Origin of the sequence: Pseudomonas juntendi (genome assembly GCF_021560075.1) — a bacterium.
GTDB classification, from domain to species: Bacteria; Pseudomonadota; Gammaproteobacteria; order Pseudomonadales; family Pseudomonadaceae; genus Aquipseudomonas; species Aquipseudomonas juntendi.
On sequence record NZ_CP091088.1, the window covers coordinates 3204880 to 3222897 of the forward strand.

General features: G+C 65.2%; 17 protein-coding genes and 2 riboswitches. Of the genes, 13 read left to right on the forward strand and 4 right to left on the reverse strand.

Annotation, left to right across the window (positions count from 1 at the left end):
* Positions 1 to 90: 90 nt before the first annotated feature.
* A complete protein-coding gene (locus L1P09_RS14880; protein WP_029884991.1) occupies positions 91 to 744 on the reverse strand; it encodes an oxygen-insensitive NAD(P)H-dependent nitroreductase NfsB in 654 nt (217 codons plus the stop codon).
* A gap of 104 nt (positions 745 to 848) precedes the next feature.
* Here L1P09_RS14880 and L1P09_RS14885 point away from each other — a divergent pair, with 104 nt between their 5' ends.
* The 3 genes from L1P09_RS14885 to L1P09_RS14895 are packed head-to-tail and all read left to right on the forward strand — an operon-like array spanning position 849 to position 3285.
* Positions 849 to 1772 carry a LysR family transcriptional regulator gene (locus L1P09_RS14885; protein WP_009683964.1) on the forward strand — a complete coding sequence of 308 codons (924 nt, stop codon included), beginning with the start codon at positions 849 to 851 and terminating at the stop codon, positions 1770 to 1772.
* 48 nt (positions 1773 to 1820) lie between these two features.
* Positions 1821 to 2651 (forward strand): AraC family transcriptional regulator, encoded by an 831-nt coding sequence (locus L1P09_RS14890; RefSeq protein WP_054905212.1) that lies wholly within the window; start codon positions 1821 to 1823, stop codon positions 2649 to 2651.
* A gap of 49 nt (positions 2652 to 2700) precedes the next feature.
* Positions 2701 to 3285, forward strand: a complete 585-nt coding sequence (locus tag L1P09_RS14895; RefSeq protein WP_054905213.1) for a LysE family translocator — start codon at positions 2701 to 2703, stop codon at positions 3283 to 3285.
* Positions 3286 to 3337: 52 nt separating this feature from the next.
* Here the strand turns inward: L1P09_RS14895 and L1P09_RS14900 are convergent, their stop codons facing one another.
* Positions 3338 to 4537 (reverse strand): sugar transporter, encoded by a 1200-nt coding sequence (locus L1P09_RS14900; protein WP_054905214.1) that lies wholly within the window; start codon positions 4535 to 4537, stop codon positions 3338 to 3340.
* A 202-nt stretch (positions 4538 to 4739) separates the two neighbouring features.
* On the opposite strand from L1P09_RS14900, the gene L1P09_RS14905 reads away from it, so the two are divergent.
* Positions 4740 to 6056, forward strand: coding sequence for a hypothetical protein (locus L1P09_RS14905; protein WP_009683968.1), 1317 nt, complete (start codon positions 4740 to 4742; stop codon positions 6054 to 6056).
* 70 nt (positions 6057 to 6126) lie between these two features.
* Here L1P09_RS14905 and calA read toward each other — a convergent pair whose 3' ends face one another.
* Entirely contained in the window at positions 6127 to 7179 is a 1053-nt protein-coding gene (gene calA / locus L1P09_RS14910) for a vanillin reductase (protein ID WP_029884986.1), read from the reverse strand.
* A gap of 180 nt (positions 7180 to 7359) precedes the next feature.
* Here calA and L1P09_RS14915 point away from each other — a divergent pair, with 180 nt between their 5' ends.
* Positions 7360 to 8265, forward strand: coding sequence for an AraC family transcriptional regulator (locus L1P09_RS14915; protein WP_235767788.1), 906 nt, complete (start codon positions 7360 to 7362; stop codon positions 8263 to 8265).
* A 25-nt stretch (positions 8266 to 8290) separates the two neighbouring features.
* On the opposite strand, the gene thpR is transcribed toward L1P09_RS14915, so the two are convergent.
* The gene (gene thpR / locus L1P09_RS14920; protein WP_054905216.1) at positions 8291 to 8857 is read right to left on the reverse strand and encodes an RNA 2',3'-cyclic phosphodiesterase; all 567 of its coding nucleotides are present in this window, start codon (positions 8855 to 8857) and stop codon (positions 8291 to 8293) included.
* 159 nt (positions 8858 to 9016) lie between these two features.
* On the opposite strand from thpR, the gene lpxO reads away from it, so the two are divergent.
* From lpxO to L1P09_RS14960, 8 genes are all read left to right on the forward strand, one after another.
* Positions 9017 to 9916 carry a lipid A hydroxylase LpxO gene (gene lpxO / locus L1P09_RS14925; protein WP_029884983.1) on the forward strand — a complete coding sequence of 300 codons (900 nt, stop codon included), beginning with the start codon at positions 9017 to 9019 and terminating at the stop codon, positions 9914 to 9916.
* Positions 9917 to 10052: 136 nt separating this feature from the next.
* Positions 10053 to 10397: a carboxymuconolactone decarboxylase family protein gene (locus tag L1P09_RS14930; protein ID WP_029884982.1), complete on the forward strand. Its 345-nt coding sequence runs from the start codon at positions 10053 to 10055 to the stop codon at positions 10395 to 10397.
* 75 nt (positions 10398 to 10472) lie between these two features.
* Positions 10473 to 11042 (forward strand): GNAT family N-acetyltransferase, encoded by a 570-nt coding sequence (locus L1P09_RS14935; RefSeq protein ID WP_054905217.1) that lies wholly within the window; start codon positions 10473 to 10475, stop codon positions 11040 to 11042.
* 44 nt (positions 11043 to 11086) lie between these two features.
* A riboswitch (cobalamin riboswitch) is annotated at positions 11087 to 11294 on the forward strand.
* A gap of 111 nt (positions 11295 to 11405) precedes the next feature.
* Entirely contained in the window at positions 11406 to 13532 is a 2127-nt protein-coding gene (locus L1P09_RS14940; RefSeq protein ID WP_232892482.1) for a TonB-dependent receptor, read from the forward strand.
* Between the two features lie 137 nt (positions 13533 to 13669).
* The gene (locus L1P09_RS14945) at positions 13670 to 14836 is read left to right on the forward strand and encodes a DUF1624 domain-containing protein (RefSeq protein WP_054905218.1); all 1167 of its coding nucleotides are present in this window, start codon (positions 13670 to 13672) and stop codon (positions 14834 to 14836) included.
* Between the two features lie 28 nt (positions 14837 to 14864).
* Positions 14865 to 15062: riboswitch (cobalamin riboswitch) on the forward strand.
* A 110-nt stretch (positions 15063 to 15172) separates the two neighbouring features.
* Positions 15173 to 16183 (forward strand): ABC transporter substrate-binding protein, encoded by a 1011-nt coding sequence (locus L1P09_RS14950; protein WP_054905219.1) that lies wholly within the window; start codon positions 15173 to 15175, stop codon positions 16181 to 16183.
* A complete protein-coding gene (locus L1P09_RS14955) occupies positions 16183 to 17199 on the forward strand; it encodes a FecCD family ABC transporter permease (protein WP_033690610.1) in 1017 nt (338 codons plus the stop codon). Before L1P09_RS14950 ends, L1P09_RS14955 begins: the two co-directional genes overlap by 1 nt.
* On the forward strand, positions 17196 to 17984 hold the full coding sequence (locus L1P09_RS14960) for an ABC transporter ATP-binding protein (RefSeq protein ID WP_054905220.1): 789 nt from the start codon (positions 17196 to 17198) through the stop codon (positions 17982 to 17984). The genes L1P09_RS14955 and L1P09_RS14960 overlap by 4 nt, the downstream gene beginning before the upstream one ends.
* Positions 17985 to 18018: the final 34 nt, after the last annotated feature.

Consider the following 18018-nt stretch of genomic DNA (forward strand, 5'->3'; position numbering starts at 1 on the left):
CCTGTGGGCTGGCTTGCCGGCGATGGGCTGCAAAGCAGCCCAATGGCTGCCACCAGGGCTTGACTGACGGGCATTACCCGGCAGCCGCGCTTACAGGAAGGTGAATACCTGTGCTGCCGGCAAGCGCGACTTGCCCAGGCCGGCATTGAAGTCGGCCTCACTGCGATAGCCCAGGCAGAGCATCACCACGCTGGTGAACCCCCGCTCGCGCAAGCCCAGTTCGGCATCCAGCAGCTTGCTGTCGAAACCTTCAATGGGCGTGGCGTCCAGCCCCAGCGCCGCAGCACCCAGCAACGCCGTGCCCAGGGCCAGGTAGGTCTGTTTCTCCATCCAGTGCTGCACGTCCTTCAGATCGAAGCGGTGCAGGTCAACGTAGTGACGGCGGCTCTGGTTTTGCGCCGCGCGCGCCTGGTCGTCCCGGAAGCGCCCGTCGGCGGCCTCCTGGTCCAGCACGCTGTCCAGGTGCGCTTCAGTCATTTCGGTACGGGTGCAGAACACGATCACGTGCGAAGCATCGAGCAGCTTCGGCGTGTTGTAGGCGTAGCCCTGCGAGGTGCTCTTGGCCAGGCGGGCCTTGCCTTCGGCGCTGTCGGCGACGATGAAGTGCCAGGGCTGGGAATTGACCGAGGACGGGCTGTGGCGCAGTTGCTCGAGCAAGGCATCGACCGTGGCCTGGGGAATACGGCGTGAGGCATCGTAGGCTTTGGTGGTGTAACGGCGCTTGGCCAGCGAGACGGTATCCATGCAACGACTCCAGGTATGAGCAGTGAATTTGCCGCTCATCTTATCTTTCCTGCAGAAAAGAAAAACCGGCACAATGCAGCAACACTTTCGGCCCTGGAGTGAAAATGCTGCGCATCGCAGACCTTGAGCTGTTCGCCCGTAGCAGCGTGCTGGGCAGCTTCACCGCCGCTGCCCACGAAGCGGGCTTGCTGCCTGGCCAGGTGGCTGCGGCCATCAAGCGCCTGGAGCGCGACCTGGACGTGCGTCTGTTCGCCCGCACCACCCGCAGCCTGCGCCTGACCGCAGAGGGCGAGCGCTACCTGCCGACCGCACTGAATGTGCTGGAGAGCCTGCGCCAGGGCCACGAGGACCTGCATGGCAACCCTGACACCCTGCGCGGTACGCTGCAGGTGTCGGCGCCCTCCGACATGGGCCGCAACATGCTGTTGCCATGGCTCAGCGCCTTCCGCCGCGAGCACCCGGCGTTGCAGGTGCGCTTCTTTCTCTCTGACCAGATCGCCGACCTCAACCGTGACCCGGTAGACGTGGCCATCCGTTATGGCCACAACCAGGACGCCAACTACATCGCCCTGCCGCTGGCTGCCTGGAACCGCCGGGTGCTGGTCGCCTCGCCCGACTACCTGGCCCGCCACGGCCGCCCACTCACCCCCGATGCGCTGCAACAGCATGCATGCCTGTTGTACATGCAGCACAACCGGGTGTACGACAAATGGCAACTGGGCAACCGCACCGTGCAGGTGCGCGGGCCGCTGGTCAGCGACGACGCCGATGTCATCCGCCGTTTGGCCGTACAGGGTGAAGGCATCGTGTACAAGTCGTGGCTGGACGTCAGCGCCAACATAGCCACCGGCGAACTGGAGGTCGTTCTCCCCGGACTGCTCGGCGAATCGACCCCGGTCACGCTGGTTTGCCCGCATCGCAAACAGCTCACCCCAGCGGTAACCCAACTGCACCTGTGGCTACGCGAGCGCTTCGAGGCGCTGCGTGAACCGGCACTGGCCAGCGGCTGCACAATTGTTCCAGACTGAACTCAACCGTTACGCTAGGTTGGCGTTTTGAATCGGCGGCATGCCCCCATGAGCAACTGGATAGACTTCAAGCAGGACGCCGACACCGGCATCGAGTCGGTGCGGGCGCATTTTGTCGGGCATGCCTACGACCCGCACTGGCACGACAGCTTCCTGGTGGGCGTCACCGAACAGGGGGTGCAGCAGTTCAATTGCCGCCGGGTGCGCCACCGCAGCACACCCGGGCAGGTGTTCTTGCTCGAGCCTGGCGATATTCACGATGGCCTGGCCCCCACCGAGGAAGGCTTCACCTACTCCACGCTGTACCTGGACCCGCTCTGGCTCGACCAGCAATTGCGGTCGCTGTTCGAGCACGCGCCGGGCGGCAGCCTGCCGAGCTTTGCCGACACCCTTTGCCATGACCAACGTTTGGCAAGCGCTACCGCCCTCGCCTTCCGCGCGGTTCATGACCAGGACTTGCGCATCGTCCGGCAAACCGCCACCGACGAACTGCTTGCCCGCCTGACCTGCCACCTGCACTGGCGCCGGCGCATCAACCCCGACCCGCGCCTGCCGCTGAGCGCACAGCGCGCGCGGGACTACCTGCATGCCAACCTGGAACGTGACATTGGCCTCGACGACCTGGCCCAGGCCTGCGGCATCGACCGTTTTCGCCTCACCCGGGCGTTCAAGGCCGCCTTCGGCATTGCCCCGCATGCCTACCTCATCCAGCTGCGCCTGACCCGGGCAAGGCGGCTGCTCGCCCAAGGCCAGTGCTCGGCGCAAGTGGCCGTGGCCTTGGGCTTTGCCGACCAGAGCCACCTGGGCCGCTGGTTTCGCCGTGCCTACCAGCTGACGCCGGCCGACTACCGCAGGCGCTGCTCAAACCTTCCAGACTGAACCGCTTGGCAACAGCGAGCATGGGGCTTTGATGCTCTGGAGCGTTCCCATGTCTCAGTCGATGCTGCCCTTCATCCTGTTTGCTTTGGTCGCCAGCCTCAGCCCGGGGCCAACCAACCTGTTGATCCTGGCGCACGGCGCCCGCCTGGGCGTACGGGCCAGCCTGTTGCCGATCCTGGCGGCCTGCTGCACGGCAGCGACGATTGTGCTGCTGGTGGGCCTGGGGCTGGGCGAGCTGTTGCTGCGCCACCCACTGGCACAGCAACTGATGAGCTGGGCCGGAGCGCTGTGGTTGAGCGGGCTGGCGTGGAAAATGCTGCGCAGTGCCGGGGCACCGCTGCATGCGGGTACGGCGCAAGGCTTCAGCGCGCTCAGCGCCGCCTTGCTGCAGGCGGTCAACCCCAAGGTGTGGTTGATGGCCGTGGCGGTTGTGGGGGTGTTTGCCGCCCCCAGGTTACCGGTATGGCACCTGGCGTTGGTGTTCTGCCTGGTTGCCCTGCCGTGCATGGGGGCATGGGCGGTACTGGGGGCAGGCAGCGCCCGCTGGTTGCAGGCGCCGCAGCGGTTACGGGTGTTCAACCAACTGTTGGCGGGGCTTTTGCTGATTTCAGCATGGGCGGCTGTGCTGGCCTGACGCCCTGCCACCGGTTTGGGCTGCCGCGCAGCCCATCGCAGGGCCTGACCGGTCAGTGCGGTAATGCCTCTCGCAAGCGCCGGGCGCTGGCCACGGCCAGCAACAACCCGGCCACCGCCACACTGCCACCCACCAGGCCGATGTACGCCACATCCATCCGGCTGCTGACAATGCTGCCCAGCAGGGCCCCACCCCCGATGCCGATGTTGTAGATACCCGAGAACAGCGCCATGGCCACGTCGGTCGCATCAGAGGCCAGCTTCAAGGTCCTGGACTGCAACGCCAGGCTGAAGCTGAGGATCGCTACCCCCCACAACATGCTCAGCACCGCGAACACATAAAAGTTGCCTGACAGTGGCAACAGCAACAGCAGGCACGCCGCCAACACCCCCATCGAGCCCAGCAGGAAACCCTGCGGGAAGCGCTCGCTGTAGCGGCTGAACAACACTGAACCCAGTACCCCTGCCCCCCCGAACAGCAACAGCAACAGCGTGGTGCGCTCGCCGCCGATCTGCGCCACGTGCAGAGCGAATGGCTCGATATAGCTGTACGCGGTGAATTGCGCAGTAATCACCAGGGTCACCAGCAGATAGGTGATGACCAGCGCCGGGCGCCTGAACAGGACCGGCAGGCTGCGTAGCGACCCGGAGTTCTGGCTGGGCAGCAGCGGCAACGACTTCATCAGGCACACCATGGTCGCCAGCGCTACCACGGCAATGCTCAGGAAGGTGATGCGCCAGCCCAGTGCCTCGCCCACCACACGCCCGAGCGGGATGCCAAGCACCATGGCCAGGGTGGTGCCGGTGGCCAGCAGGCCCAACGCCTTGGCCTGCTGCCCGGGCGGCGCCACGCGCACCGCCAGCGAAGCGGTAATGGCCCAGAACACTGCATGCGCCAGGGCAATGCCGATGCGACTGACCAGCAGCATGGCGAAGCTTTGCGACAGCCAGGACAACAAGTGGCTGACGATGAACACCATGAACACCAACAACAGCAAGCGCCGCCGTTCGATGTTGCGGGTCAGCAGCATCATCGGCAGAGACGCCAGCGCCACCACCCAGGCATAGATGGTCAGCATCAGGCCGACCTGGGCAGTGCTCATCTCGAAGCTGCCGCCAATGTCACTGAGCAGCGCCACTGGAACGAATTCGGTGGTATTGAAAATGAAGGCCGCCAGGGCCAAGGCGATGACGCTAAGCCAACTGCCGCTGCCCGTGCCGGGTGGCAGGTGGCTGGGTACAGGTCCGTTCATTGTAGAAAGAGAGTCTCCGTGAAAAAGCAACAGGTCGCGCGCCAGGGCCCCCGTCTACGGGGTTGCCGACGTACGCATTGTCATGAATAGGAATGCCGGCATGGTACGCGTCACACCCGGGGCCAACAACCGCAAGTCGGGCATAAGGAGTACCATGCCCACTTGAAGTGAAACACGTTGCAGCAAGGAGCCCGATCCACTCATGGACAAGCAGTACCCCCAGCAGCAATGGCAGCAGGCGGTCATCGCCTATGCCCAGGCCGTCAACGACTACGTCGCACAAGGCCGTGCCCAAGGCTGGGACAACCTTCAAGCGCCACAAGTGCCCGCCACCGACCACCTGCTCGACGCCTGGCTGGCAGCCTTGCAGGCAGCCAACCGCCCGGACTGCAGCGAGCAGCAACGCCAAGCCTTCCGCCAAGCCTGGCCGCCTGCCCACCAACCGCTGGTACCGTTGCTCGATGAGCATGGCCAGGGCATCAGCAATGTCCTGCTGCTGGGCGACGGTAGCCTGCTGGCGCGCATCGGCATGCCGCACGAAAAAGGCCAGGTGCTGCGTATCGATCGCCATGGGGTCACCCCGGTGATCGGCGTCGAGTGCTTCGGCCGCTGCCCGGCCCGCCGCTACTTTGCCCTGGGCAATGCCGAAGGCGTCCGGGTGACCGCTGGCTGGGGCGGCCCGCAGGTACAGCGCCTGGCCTGGCCGACCGGCCTGGAAGGGTTGCCGGCCGGCTACCCGTTCGAGCCGTTCGACCTGCCACCCGCGCCCACCGCATTGATCCCTTTCCCGGACGGCCAACGCGTGCTGCTGGTCAGTGCCGATGGCACCTTCGTGTTGGCCAGCGACGGCGCAACCCGCCTGCTGCCGCACCAGGCGCGGGTACTCGACGCCCTGGCCGAAGGCACCGAGCCGGAGGACATCAGCCTCGGGCTGAGCATGGAGCACGGCGCGGTGTCGGCGGATGGCCGCTGGGTCGTGGTGGGTGAGCAAGGCAGCCGGCACCTGGTGCTGGACGACCGGCTCAGGTTGGTGGCCGAGATTGGTCCCGGCAGCGAATACCCGCATTTCGCGCTCTTCAACCAGCGGGGTGACCAGTTGCTCCTCAACGCCTGCCACTTCTACAGCGGTGCCACGCTGGCGGTACGGGTAGCCGACCTGCCGGGGCTGCGCACCGATTACTACAGCCAGGACCCGCGCACCCCACTGGTGCAGGATGGCGCGCGTGTCTATGCCGGGGTGGCTCGCGCTGGCGAATACATCATCGGTGATGCCTACGGCTACCTGCGGGCCTTTGGCGAAGATGGCCAGGAGCATTGGCAGCACTACCTGGGCTCGACCATCAGCGCCATGGACATCAGCGCCGACGGGCGTACCCTGGTGGCCGCCAGCCATGCCGGGATTGTGGCGGAGATTGCCCTCGACAGCGGCCGGCCGGCGTGGCAGATCGGTACCGGCGCGCATGGGGAGGTGCGCCGGTGGCTGTTCTGGAAGGGCTGGGACAAACCGCTGGCCTGGTAGCCAAGCCTGCCCCGGCCTGCCAGCCAGCCGCTTCGCGGCTTGCCCGCATAGCGGCCGGCGCTGGCCTCGATCAGGCCTGCAGCGTGGCCATGTCGATCACGAAACGGTATTTCACATCACCGGCGATCATGCGCTCGTACGCCTGGTTGATATTGCGGATGTCCAGCATCTCGATATCGCAGCGGATATCGTGTTCGGCACAGAAATCAAGCACTTCCTGGGTCTCGGCGATACCCCCAATCAACGACCCCGCCAGCACCCGACGCTTCATGACCAGGTTGGCCGCATGCACGGCCGGGTCGATCGGCTCGATCAGGCCGACCAGAATGTGCACCCCGTCGAACTTCAGCGTTTCCAGGTACGGGTTCAGGTCGTGCTGCACCGGAATGGTATCGAGCAGGAAATCGAAACGGTCGGCCGCAGCGCGCATCTGCTCGGCATCGGTGGACACGATCACATGGTCGGCGCCCTGGCGCCGCGCTTCTTCGGCCTTGGCCTGGGAGCGGGTGAACAAGGTCACTTCTGCGCCCAGCGCCTTGGCCAGCTTGATGCCCATGTGGCCCAGCCCGCCCATGCCCAGGATGCCGACCTTGTGCCCTGGGCCGACACCATGGTGCTTGAGCGGCGAATAGGTGGTGATACCGGCGCACAGGATCGGCGCGGCGCTGGGCAGGTCCATGCCGGCCGGAATGCGCAGCACGAAATGCTCGCTGACCACGATGCTGCTGGAGTAGCCGCCCATGGTGTTGCTGCCGTCGACCCGGTCCGGGGTGGCGTAGGTCATGGTCGGGCCTTGCTGGCAGTATTGCTCCAGGTCCTTGGCGCACGCCTCGCAGTGGCGGCAGGAGTCGACCATGCAACCCACGCCTACCAGGTCACCTACCTTGTAGGCGGTAACCTGGTCGCCCGTGGCGGTGACGCGGCCGATGATTTCGTGGCCAGGCATCAGCGGGTATACGGCAATGCCCCATTCGTTGCGCGCCTGGTGGATGTCGGAGTGGCACACGCCACAGTACAGGATCTCGATGGCGACATCGTCCGGGCGCGGGCTGCGGCGCTCGAAAGTCATAGGCGCCAGGGGGCTGGTAGGGGTTTGGGCGGCGTAACCGATGGCGGTATACATGCTGGACCTCGCTGTAGAATGAAACGATTCAGTGGGGCGATTGTGCCCACCATTCGCTCTCGCGCACACGGCTGATTCTCCGGCATGCATGCCTGATTCTCCGAACCTGCCTTTGTGCTACTGGCGCGATACCGTCAATCTGCGATCATTAGGCTGTCTGATCCTCTGCCCTGGTTCATCATGCAACTGACCCGCCACGTCGATGCCAATGCGCCCCTCTGCGCCCTGATCCGCTGCCTGGCCACGCGCCCGGGCTTCGTGCCTACGCACCTGCCCCAGGTGCAGGTACTGAGCTGGGACCACTATGTCGCCAGCAGCCCGCAAATCTACGAGCCCAGCCTGATGATCCTGGCCCAGGGCAGCAAGCTGGCGCGCCTGGGGCCACGCACCCTTGAGTACGGTGCCGGCCACTACCTGGTGCAGGCGTTGTCGGTGCCCTTCATGTGTGAAACCTTCGCCACCCGCGAGGCGCCGTTATTGGGCGTGGCAGTGGACATCGACCGTGGCGTGCTGGGTGAACTGGTACAAAGCATGGACCTGGCGCCAGACCCTGCCGTGCAGGCGCAAACACCGCAATCGATGACTTCCGCAGCACTGGATGCGCCCATGCGCGACAGTGTGGAGCGCCTGCTGCAGTGCCTGCAGGACCCACTGGATGCCAAGGTTCTGGGCCCGGCGAGGGTGCGTGAAGTGCTTTACACCGCGCTGCGCGGCCCGCAGGCTGGGGTGTTGCGGGCGCTGGTGGAACAACAAGGGCACTTTGCCCGTATCGGCGCCGCCCTCGCCCACTTGCGCGAGCACTATAGCGAGCCCCTGAGCGTGGAGACGCTCGCGGCACGGGCCAACATGAGTGTTTCGACCTTTCACGAACACTTCAAGCGCTGCACCGACATGGCGCCCATGCAATACCTCAAACGCCTGCGGTTGCTCAAGGCCCAGCAAATGCTGATCGGCGAAGGCATGGGTGTAGCCCAGACGGCGCACCGGGTGGGCTACCAGAGCACGTCGCAGTTCAGCCGCGAATACAAGCGCCAGTTCGAACGCAGCCCAGGGGATGAACTGCCCTACCAAAGCTTGCCGGTTTGACTGAAGGGCGGCGGGCAATCACCCGTCAGTCACCAGGCGTGGCACTTGAGGGCGCCAGTGGCCATTGCGCCAACGGCCAGTAGGCGCCCTTGCGCGATTCATACAACGTGAAGTGCGGGGCGCCGAGGAAAAACGCCGGCGCGCTGCCGGCCTCTGGCAAGTGGCCCCGAAAATCCCTGGCAAGCGTCAGGTGCGGGCGGTAGTCGCGCTTGGCAGCTTGCCCGGCAAAAGGCAGCAGCGCCTGCTGCAGGCCGTACACCAGGCGCATCAGCGCTGCTGGCACCTGCTGCGCCTCCAGTACCAGGGCGCTGGAGCGCTGCCACACCTGCAAGCGGTCAAGTGTCAACCGGGGTACCCTGCCCGGCAGCGCCAGTTGATCGACCGCCGCACAGATTGCCGGCACCAGGGCGGCATCTACATCGCCCAGGAACAGCAACGTGACATGAAAGTTGGCGGCCGGCACCGGTTTGCCGCTGCGCAGGTTCAGGCCGCGACGGAACTGGGCCAGAGCGCGGCGCTGGACATCGCTGACCGGCAAGGCGAAAAACAGCCGTTTGAACGGACTGCCGCTGGGGCGTACATCATGAACCATGGTGACTCCTGGGCATGAAACGTTTGCGCACGACTGTAGGGCATTACACCAATGTCGGCCTATGGTTTCGTAACAATAAGTACAAACTGCCCACATGATTGTTTATGCTGGCGGGCTTATGCCATGGCGCATGGCCTTATTTTCGACAAGTATCCGTCCATGAAAATTGCACTCGTCCTCCTCTTCGTTCTCTCGATCGCGTACGTTCACCTGCGCGGTCGGGTCCGTCACAAGCTGACCCGCCAACTGGGCGATCACTCCAGCTTTCTGGCCCCGATCAACAGTTTTCTGTACCTGTTTTCCAAACACCCGGCCAAACCGTACCTGCCCGTCGAGGCCTTTCCCGAACTGAAACCGCTGCAGGAGCACTGGCAGGAAATTCGCGAAGAAGGCCGGCAACTGCTGCAGGTAGGCGAAATCAAGAAGTCCGACAACTACGACGACGTGGGCTTCAACTCGTTCTTCAAAACCGGCTGGAAGCGCTTTTACCTGAAGTGGTACGGCGAAAGCCACCCGTCGGCAATGGCCCTGTGCCCACGCACCACCGAACTGTTGCAAGGTATCGGCACGGTCAAGGCGGCCATGTTCGCCACCCTGCCACCGGGGGCCAAGCTGGTGCGCCACCGTGACCCGTATGCCGGCTCCTACCGCTATCACCTGGGCCTGGACACACCGAACGACGACGCCTGCTACATCGATGTAGACGGCGAGAAATACTCATGGCGCGACGGTGAAGGGGTGGTTTTCGATGAAACCTACATCCACTACGCGGCCAACAATACCGAGCACAACCGCATCATTCTGTTCTGCGATGTCGAACGCCCGCTCAAGTACCGCTGGGCCAGCGCGTTCAACCGCTGGTTCAGCCGCAATGTCATGGCGGCTGCCGCAGCCCCCAACACCGCCGGAGACAAGACCGGCGGCATCAACCGGTTGTTCACCCGGATCTACAAGATCCGGGAACGCGGCAAGGCGCTGAAAAAGCGCAATCGCACGCGCTACTACCTGGAGAAGTGGGCGGTGGTGGCAGCGTTGCTGCTGGTGTTCATCTACATCTGAGTCCGTGTGTTGCCAGCGGCCTGTGCGAAGGTGCAGCCAAAGGCATGACTGGGCATGCACCAAAGTACAAGCCGCACGTTCGCCACGCTTCGACTAGCCTGAAAGCTCCATTCGCAACCACCCCAAGGTGACGACGATGAGCATGATGGACTGGGATGCCTACCGAAAGCAGTTGATGGCCGGCATCGGCGATCTGAAGCAACTTTCCCCCGACACCGTGGCCGGCTACATGACCGCCAGCGGCGCCGGGGCCAAAACCGGTCATCTGGACGCCAAGACCCGCGAACTGATCTCCCTGGCCGTGGCGGTAACCACCCGTTGCGACGGCTGTATCGCCGTGCATTCGCAGCAAGCGGTGAAGCATGGCGCTACCCGTGAGGAGATTGCCGAGGCGTTGGGTGTGGCGGTGGCGATGAACGCGGGTGCCGCGCTGGTCTACTCGGCCAGGGCCCTGGATGCAGTGGGCAAGGCCAACGGTTGAGCCCGAACGGCGCCGCCCTTGCGCGACGGCGCCGTGCCCCGCAGACTGGGCGGCTAAACCCGCGCAGGAACCCGCATGATCCACATCCGCCCCATGACGGCCGAAGACTTCGAGCGCTTCTGGCCCACTTTCCAGGCCACTGTCCAGGCCTGCGAAACCTATGCCTACGACCCGTCCCTGAGCTTCGAACAGGCCCGCCACCTGTGGCTGGAGCTGCCTTTGCGCACCTTGCTGGCCGAAGAAGAGGGTCAACTGCTGGGCTCGTACTACCTCAAGCCCAATGCGGCAGGGCCCGGTGCGCATGTCGGCAATTGCGGCTACATGGTCTGCGCCCAAGCGCGCGGGCGCGGCGTGGCCAGGTTGATGTGCGAGCACTCGCAGAAACTGGCGCGCCAGGAAGGCTTTCTGGCCCTGCAGTTCAACTCGGTGGTGGCCACCAATGAAGTGGCAGTCGCCCTGTGGCACAAGCTGGGGTTCGAAACGGTTGGCCGGCTGCCCAAGGCCTATCGCCATGCCCGGCTGGGGCTGGTGGACTGCCTGGTGATGTACAAGTGGCTGGCCGATGAGCCAGTGGCAGAGAAGCCGCCGCTGCTGATCGGGCGCAAGAATATCGAAGCCCGGGTTTCGCGGCGGCGTGGGCGCTGATCGTTCTTCACGATCTGCCTTGACGAAGGCACCGCCAGGTGCTCAGATGCGCGCCAGTTTCAGGTGCCCTGCGCCGCCGCGCGCAGGGTGAAACGGGAAGCCGGTGCGTCGTGTTGATCACGACAAGTCCGGCGCTGCCCCCGCAACGGTAAGTGAGCGAACCCTTCGAGATACCACTGTGCTCAGGCATGGGAAGGTGAAGGTTTCATGCCCCTCGCAAGCCCGGAGACCGGCCTGAGGCTTCATTTGGCACCCCGCGGTGGGCGGGCGCAGGCCGGTATCCGTGCGCGCGCTTGCCTGTACGGAGCCCTCCTTTGCGTGTTTTCCACCGGGATCCATTCATTCCTGCAGCAGTGGAACGACATGTCCCGTATGTTCAAGCTTCACCCCCTGGCGGCCTGCCTGGCCGTCACGCTTCCGGCCCTGGCCGATGACCGCGGACCGCAGCCCCTGGCATTGCCCTCCACGGCCATCACCGACACCCTCGACAGCCATGCCAGCGACTTGGCCACGCCGACCCAGGCCGGCTCGCGCCTGGGGCTCAGCGCCCTGGAAACGCCAGCCAGTACCAGCAGCATCAGCGCCGAGCAGATCCAGCAGCGCAACAACCTGACCGTGCAGGATGCCGTAACCCGCTCGCCAGGCATTACCTTCATCGGCTCCCCCGGCGACGGTGGCACCGGCCTGTCCGCCCGCGGCTTTGCCGGGCACGGCTCGGTCATGACCTTGTTCGATGGGGCCCGCCTGTTCACCGGAGCCGGCACCCAGACCTTCCCGGTCGACCCGTGGATGGTCGAACGTATCGATGTGCTTCGCGGCCCGGCATCGGTGCTCTACGGCGAAGGCGCCACCGGCGCGGTGGTCAACGTCATCCCGAAAAAACCGGTTGCCGGTACGGTGCGCAACCAGCTGCGGCTTGGATATGGCAGCTGGGACCACCAGCAACTCGGCCTGGACAGCGGTGGCAGCCTCAGCGAGCGCCTGAGCTATCGCCTGACGCTGAACCAGCAAGCCGGCAATGGCTGGGTGGACCGCACCCCCTCACGCAGCCTGGCGCTCAGCGCGGCCCTGCGCTTCGATGCCAGTGACGACCTCAGCTTTACCCTGGCCCATGAGCGCGGTGCGGCGCAGCCTGCCAACTACTACGGCACGCCGCTGATCGACGGCCATTACCGCAGCAGCCTGCGCAAGAAAAACTACAACCTGCAGAACGACGTGCAGCGCTACGACGACCAGTGGACCCGCCTGACCACCGACTGGGCACTCAACGACCACCTCAGCGCCAGCAACCAGCTGTACTACATCAGTAGCCGCCGCCATTGGCGCAACGCCGAGCAGTATGAATGGGACGCCGGGCGCCAGCAGTTGCTGCGCGGCAGCTACCTGGAAATCAAGCACGACCAGGAGCAGTTCGGCGACCGCCAGACCTTCACCCTCGACCATTCGCTGTTCGGCCTGGCCAGCAGAACCGTGCTCGGCGCCGAGTACAACAAGGTGCGCTTCAACGTCGACAGCAACAGCCCCTACAACGACGTAGGCGGTGACTACATCGACCCGTGGCAGCCGCAGCCGGGCGTATTCCACAGCGGGTCGCCGCTGCGCCCGCAAAGCCTGTCCACCACCCATACCTTTGCCCTGTTCGGCGAAAACCGCCTGCAACTCACTGAGCGCCTGTCGCTGGTGACCGGGGTGCGCCGCGACCAGCACCACATCGACCGCGACAACCTGACCAATGCCAGCCGCAGCGACCGCAGCCTGCAAGGTGGCAACTGGCGTGCGGGGCTGGTGTATGCACTCAGTGACGCGCTGTCGCTGTATGGCCAGTACTCCACCAGCGAGGATGGGGTCAACAACCTGATAAGCCTCAGCCCCAACCAGATGCACTACGACCTCACCCAGGCGAAACAGACCGAGGTGGGCCTCAAGCAACGTTTCTGGGGCGGGGATGGCGAATGGACCTTGGCGGCCTACCACATCGTCAAGCAGAAGCTGCTGGTAGACGACCCCCTCACGCACCAGCCCCAACAGGCTGGCCAGCAGACGTCGGATGGGCTGGAGGCAACCGTGGAACTGGCGCTGGCCCACCAGTGGCGGGTGTCTGCCAACGCAGCGCTGCTGCGCGCCCGGTATGACGCGTTTGACGAACAGGTGGGCGCAGCGGTGCAGGACCGTGCCGGCAACCGCCCGGCCAACGTGCCTCGGCGCACTGCCAACCTGTGGCTGAGCAAAGGTATTGGCCAGCAGATCGAGTTGGGGGTGGGCGCGCGCTATGTGGATGAACGTTACGCCGATAACGCCAATACCCAGAGCGCCCCAGGCTATACCGTGGTCGACGCCACGATCGGCTGGCAGGTTCTGCCGCAGGTGAAAGTGGGGTTGCAGGTGAACAACCTGTTCGACCGCGAATATGTGCAGGCGGCGTTCAGCGGCCAGCAATGGCTGATGGGAACGCCACGTTCCTACTTTGCGACGCTGGACTACAGCTTCTGAAGCGGGCAGCCCGGGTTGGCGTAGCGCAGCTTCACGGCGAAAAGCCAACCCGGCGCTGAGCAAAAAACCTACCCGTGCATGGCCATATGGATATAACATAACATTTCATTCAGGCTTTTTTTCATCAGCGACCCTCCATGACAAGCGCCAGCCCCAGTCCCACCCAACTCAACCAGCGCCTGCAGAGCATCGACGCCCTGCGCGGTCTGGTAATCCTGTTCATGCTCCTGGACCACGTGCGCGAAACCTTCTTCCTGCACCGCCAGGTCAGCGACCCGATGGCCATCGATACCACCGAGCCGGCACTGTTCGCCAGCCGTACCCTGGCGCACCTGTGCGCGCCGGTGTTCGTGCTGCTGACCGGGCTCTCGGCCTGGCTGTATGGCGAAAAGCGCCAGGGCCGTGGCGATGTCGCGGCGTTCCTGTTCAAGCGCGGGCTGTTTCTGGTGGCGCTGGAGTTCACCCTGGTCAACTTTGCCTGGACGTTCCAGCTGCCGCCCACGGTGATCTACCTGCAGGTGATCTGGGCCATCGGCATCAGCATGCTCGCCCTGTCGTTGCTGGTGTGGCTGCCACGCCCGGCGCTGCTCGGCGTGAGTGCCGTCATCATTGCCGGGCATAACCTGCTCGACAGCCTGCACTTTGCCCCGGGGTCTGCCCTGCACGTGCCCTGGGCGATTCTGCATGACCGCGGCTGGCTGACGTTGTCCGACACGCTGCGGCTGCGCACGTCCTACCCGGTACTGCCGTGGATCGGGGTGATCGCCCTGGGCTACTGCCTTGGGCCATGGTTTGCCCGCGGCAGCCAGGCCGGGCCACGTCAGCGCTGCCTGCTGCTTGGCGGGCTGCTGGCGCTGCTGGGCTTTTTCGTGCTGCGCGTATTCAACGGCTATGGCGAAGCCGCGTGGAGCAGCTACCCCACGCTCACACACACCCTGATGAGCTTCTTCAACCTCACCAAGTACCCGCCTTCGCTGTTGTTCCTGGCACTGACCCTGGGCTGCGGCCTGCTGTTGCTGCGCGCATTCGAGCGCGCCGGCCAGGCCCGCTGGATCAGCGCCCTGGCGGTGTTCGGTGCAGCGCCGATGTTCCTCTACCTGCTGCACCTGTATGTGCTGAAGCTGCTGTACCTGGCCTGCGTGGCGCTGTTCGGCAGCAACCACGGCAGCTATTTCGGCTTCGACGGCGTCGCGGCGGTATGGTGCGTGGCGCTGTTGCTGGCGGCTTCGCTGTACCGGCCGGTGCACTGGTTCGCCCGGCTGAAACAGCGGCGGCGCGACATCCGCTGGCTGAAGTACTTCTGAAAAGCGTTTTCACCCGGCGGCGCGATGGTCTACCATGCGGGCCGCCGGTTTCCATCACGGAATCAATAGGGAATCCCCGGCCCGCCAACACGGGCCAAACGGAACTGCCCCCGCAACTGTAAGTGCCGAGCCTGCTCCATCGACGCCACTGGGTGTACTACCCGGGAAGGCCGGAGCCGGGCCGTGACGCACCAGTCAGGAGACCTGCCGGCCAACATTCACCAACCGGCGGGGTGCCCGGGATTGGCCATTGTGTTGCCTTTGCCGCTGGCAAGGGCGCGGCGATGTCTGTCCGTGCGTTCATTCCGTGAACTGTCCGATAGGAGATCGCCCAGCATGCTGCCCCGCTTCGCCACCCTGCTTGCCGGCCTCAGCCTCAGCGGCCTGGCCCAGGCCGCCGCCACCCAGTACCCGCTGACGGTGGACAACTGCGGTAAGCCGCAGAGCTTTGCCCAGGCGCCACAGCGCGCCGTGACCATCGGCCAGGCCGGCACCGAGATGCTCTATGCCCTGGGCCTGGGTGACAAGCTGGCGGCGAGTTCGCTGTGGTTCAACAATGTGTTGCCCGAATACCAGGCCATGAACGCCACGGTACCGCGCCTGGCCGACAACGAACCCAGTTTCGAGGCGGTGGTTGGCCAACGCCCGCAACTGGTGGCCGTGCAGTTCGAGTGGATGGTCGGGCCGCAGGGTGTGGTCGGTACGCGCGAACAGTTCGCCGAACTGAACATCCCCACCTACCTGTTGCCCTCGGACTGTGAGGGCAAGGACAACCTGATCGGTGCCGACGGCACCCGCCTGCAGGCGTTCCAGGTCGACAGTATCTACAAGAGCGTCAGCCAGCTGGCGGAGATCTTCGATGTACAGGCGCGCGGCGTGGCCCTGAACGCCGAGCTCAAAGGCCGCCTGGACAGCGCCCGCGCGCAATTGGCGGGCAAGGACCTGTCGGGCACCTCGGCACTGTTCTGGTTCTCCAGCGCCAACCTGGTCATCGACCCTTACGTCGCGGGCCGCCAAGGGGTCGCCGACTTCATGCTGCGCACCCTGGGGGTGCGCAATGTGGTCGAGTCCAGCGAGGAGTGGCCCACCGTAGGTTGGGAAACCCTGGCCAGGGCCAACCCCACCTGGCTGATCATCGCCCGCATGGACCGCCGGCGTTTCCCCGCCGACGACTACCAGAAGAAGCTGGCATTCCTGCGCAGCGACCCGGTAACCCGCAACATGGACGCGGTGAAACACGACCGCATCATCATCCTCGACGCCGACGCCATGCAGGCGGGTATCCGCCTGTTCCGTGGCGTGCAAACGTTGGCGGCCGCTTTTGCCAGCGGTAAAGCCAGCCAGTGATCAGTCGACTGTCAGCCTGTATCGGCCTGGCCGTGGCCGCACTGCTGGCGGCCCTGCTCGCCGGCACAGCCATTGGCGAAACCGGCCTGGCACCGCGCGTGGTCGGCCAGGTGCTGGCCAACCAGCTGTGGCAAGCCGGTTATCCGGTCGACCCGATCGATGCCGGGATCATCTGGAACTATCGCCTGACCCGCACACTGGTTGCGGCGGCCTGCGGTGCCGGCCTGGCCACCTGCGGCGTGATCCTCCAGGCGCTGCTGCGCAATCCCCTGGCCGAGCCCTACCTGCTGGGGCTGTCCGCCGGCGCTTCGACCGGTGCCGTACTGGTTGGCCTGCTGGGCCTGGGCAGCCTGGCTTTGAGCATGTCGGCCGGCGCCTTCATCGGTGCCCTGGCGGCCTTTGCCCTGGTGCTGGTGCTGGCCCGCGCGGCAGGCCCTGGCAGCAATAACGCCCAGGTGATTCTGGCTGGTATCGCCGGGTCGCAACTGTTCAATGCCCTGACGGCATTCCTGATCACCAAGTCGGCCACCGCCGAGCAGGCACGGGGCATCCTGTTCTGGCTACTGGGCAACCTCAGTGGCGTGCGCTGGCCCGCAGTATGGCTAGCCGTGCCAGTGGCACTGTTCGGCTTGCTGGTGTGCCTGTGGCATCGCCGCGCGCTGGATGCCTTCACCTTCGGCGCCGACTCGGCAGCTTCGCTGGGCATACCGGTGCGGCGCAGCCAGTTACTGCTGATCAGTTGCGCGGCGCTGGTAACGGCCGTGATGGTGTCCATCGTCGGCGCCATCGGTTTCGTCGGGCTGGTCATTCCACACGCCCTGCGCCTGCTGCTCGGCCCCGGACACAGCCGCCTGCTGCCTGCCAGTGCATTGGGCGGGGCACTGTTTCTGATTGCCGCCGACATCCTCTCGCGCACGCTGATCAGCGGCCAGGTCATACCGGTGGGCGTGGTCACCGCGCTGCTTGGCGCGCCTGTCTTCGCGCTGATACTGGTCAGCCGCCGGGGGCGCCCATGACGGTCATGGCTGCATTCCAACTGGCGCCGCTGAGCTGCCAGGATCTCGGCCTGCAACTGGCCGGCAAACGGGTGCTGCACGACATCCATCTCAACCTGGTGGCGGGTGAAACACTCGCGATCGTCGGCCCCAACGGCTCAGGCAAGTCTTCGCTGCTGAAGGTGCTGGCCGGCCTGCGCCCGCCGGCCTGCGGCAGCGTGCAGTTGATGGGCGAGCCACTGGCAGGCATGCCTCGCCGGCGCGTGGCCCAATGCCTGGCACTGGTTGAACAGCAGGCCGACACCCTCGATGCAATCAATGTGTTCGACGCGGTGGCCTTGGGCCGCACGCCGTGGCTGTCAGCCATTGCGCCGTTCTCCAGCGCGGACCGGGCGATTGTCGAGCAGGCACTGGCCGACCTCGACGCCTTGCACCTGCGCGCTCGCCTTTGGGGGTCGTTGTCCGGTGGCGAGCGGCAGCGCGTGCATATCGCCCGCGCCCTGGCCCAACGGCCGCAGGTGCTGCTGCTCGACGAACCGACCAACCACCTGGACATCCAGCACCAGCTGAGCCTGCTGCAGCAGGTACAAGCCCTGCAGGTGACCACCCTGGTGGCCCTGCACGACCTCAACCAGGCGCTGACCTGCGACCGCGTTGCAGTGCTCGACAAAGGCCGGCTGGTCGCCCTCGGCACGCCGTTCGAGGTACTGACCCCCGAGTGCCTGCTGCACACCTTTGGTGTTCATGGCCATTACCTCACCGACCCCTGGGACGGCACACGCATCCTGCGCTTTCGCGCCCCCTGAGCTACCGGCAGAAGCCTGGGTAGCCCAGGCGCCT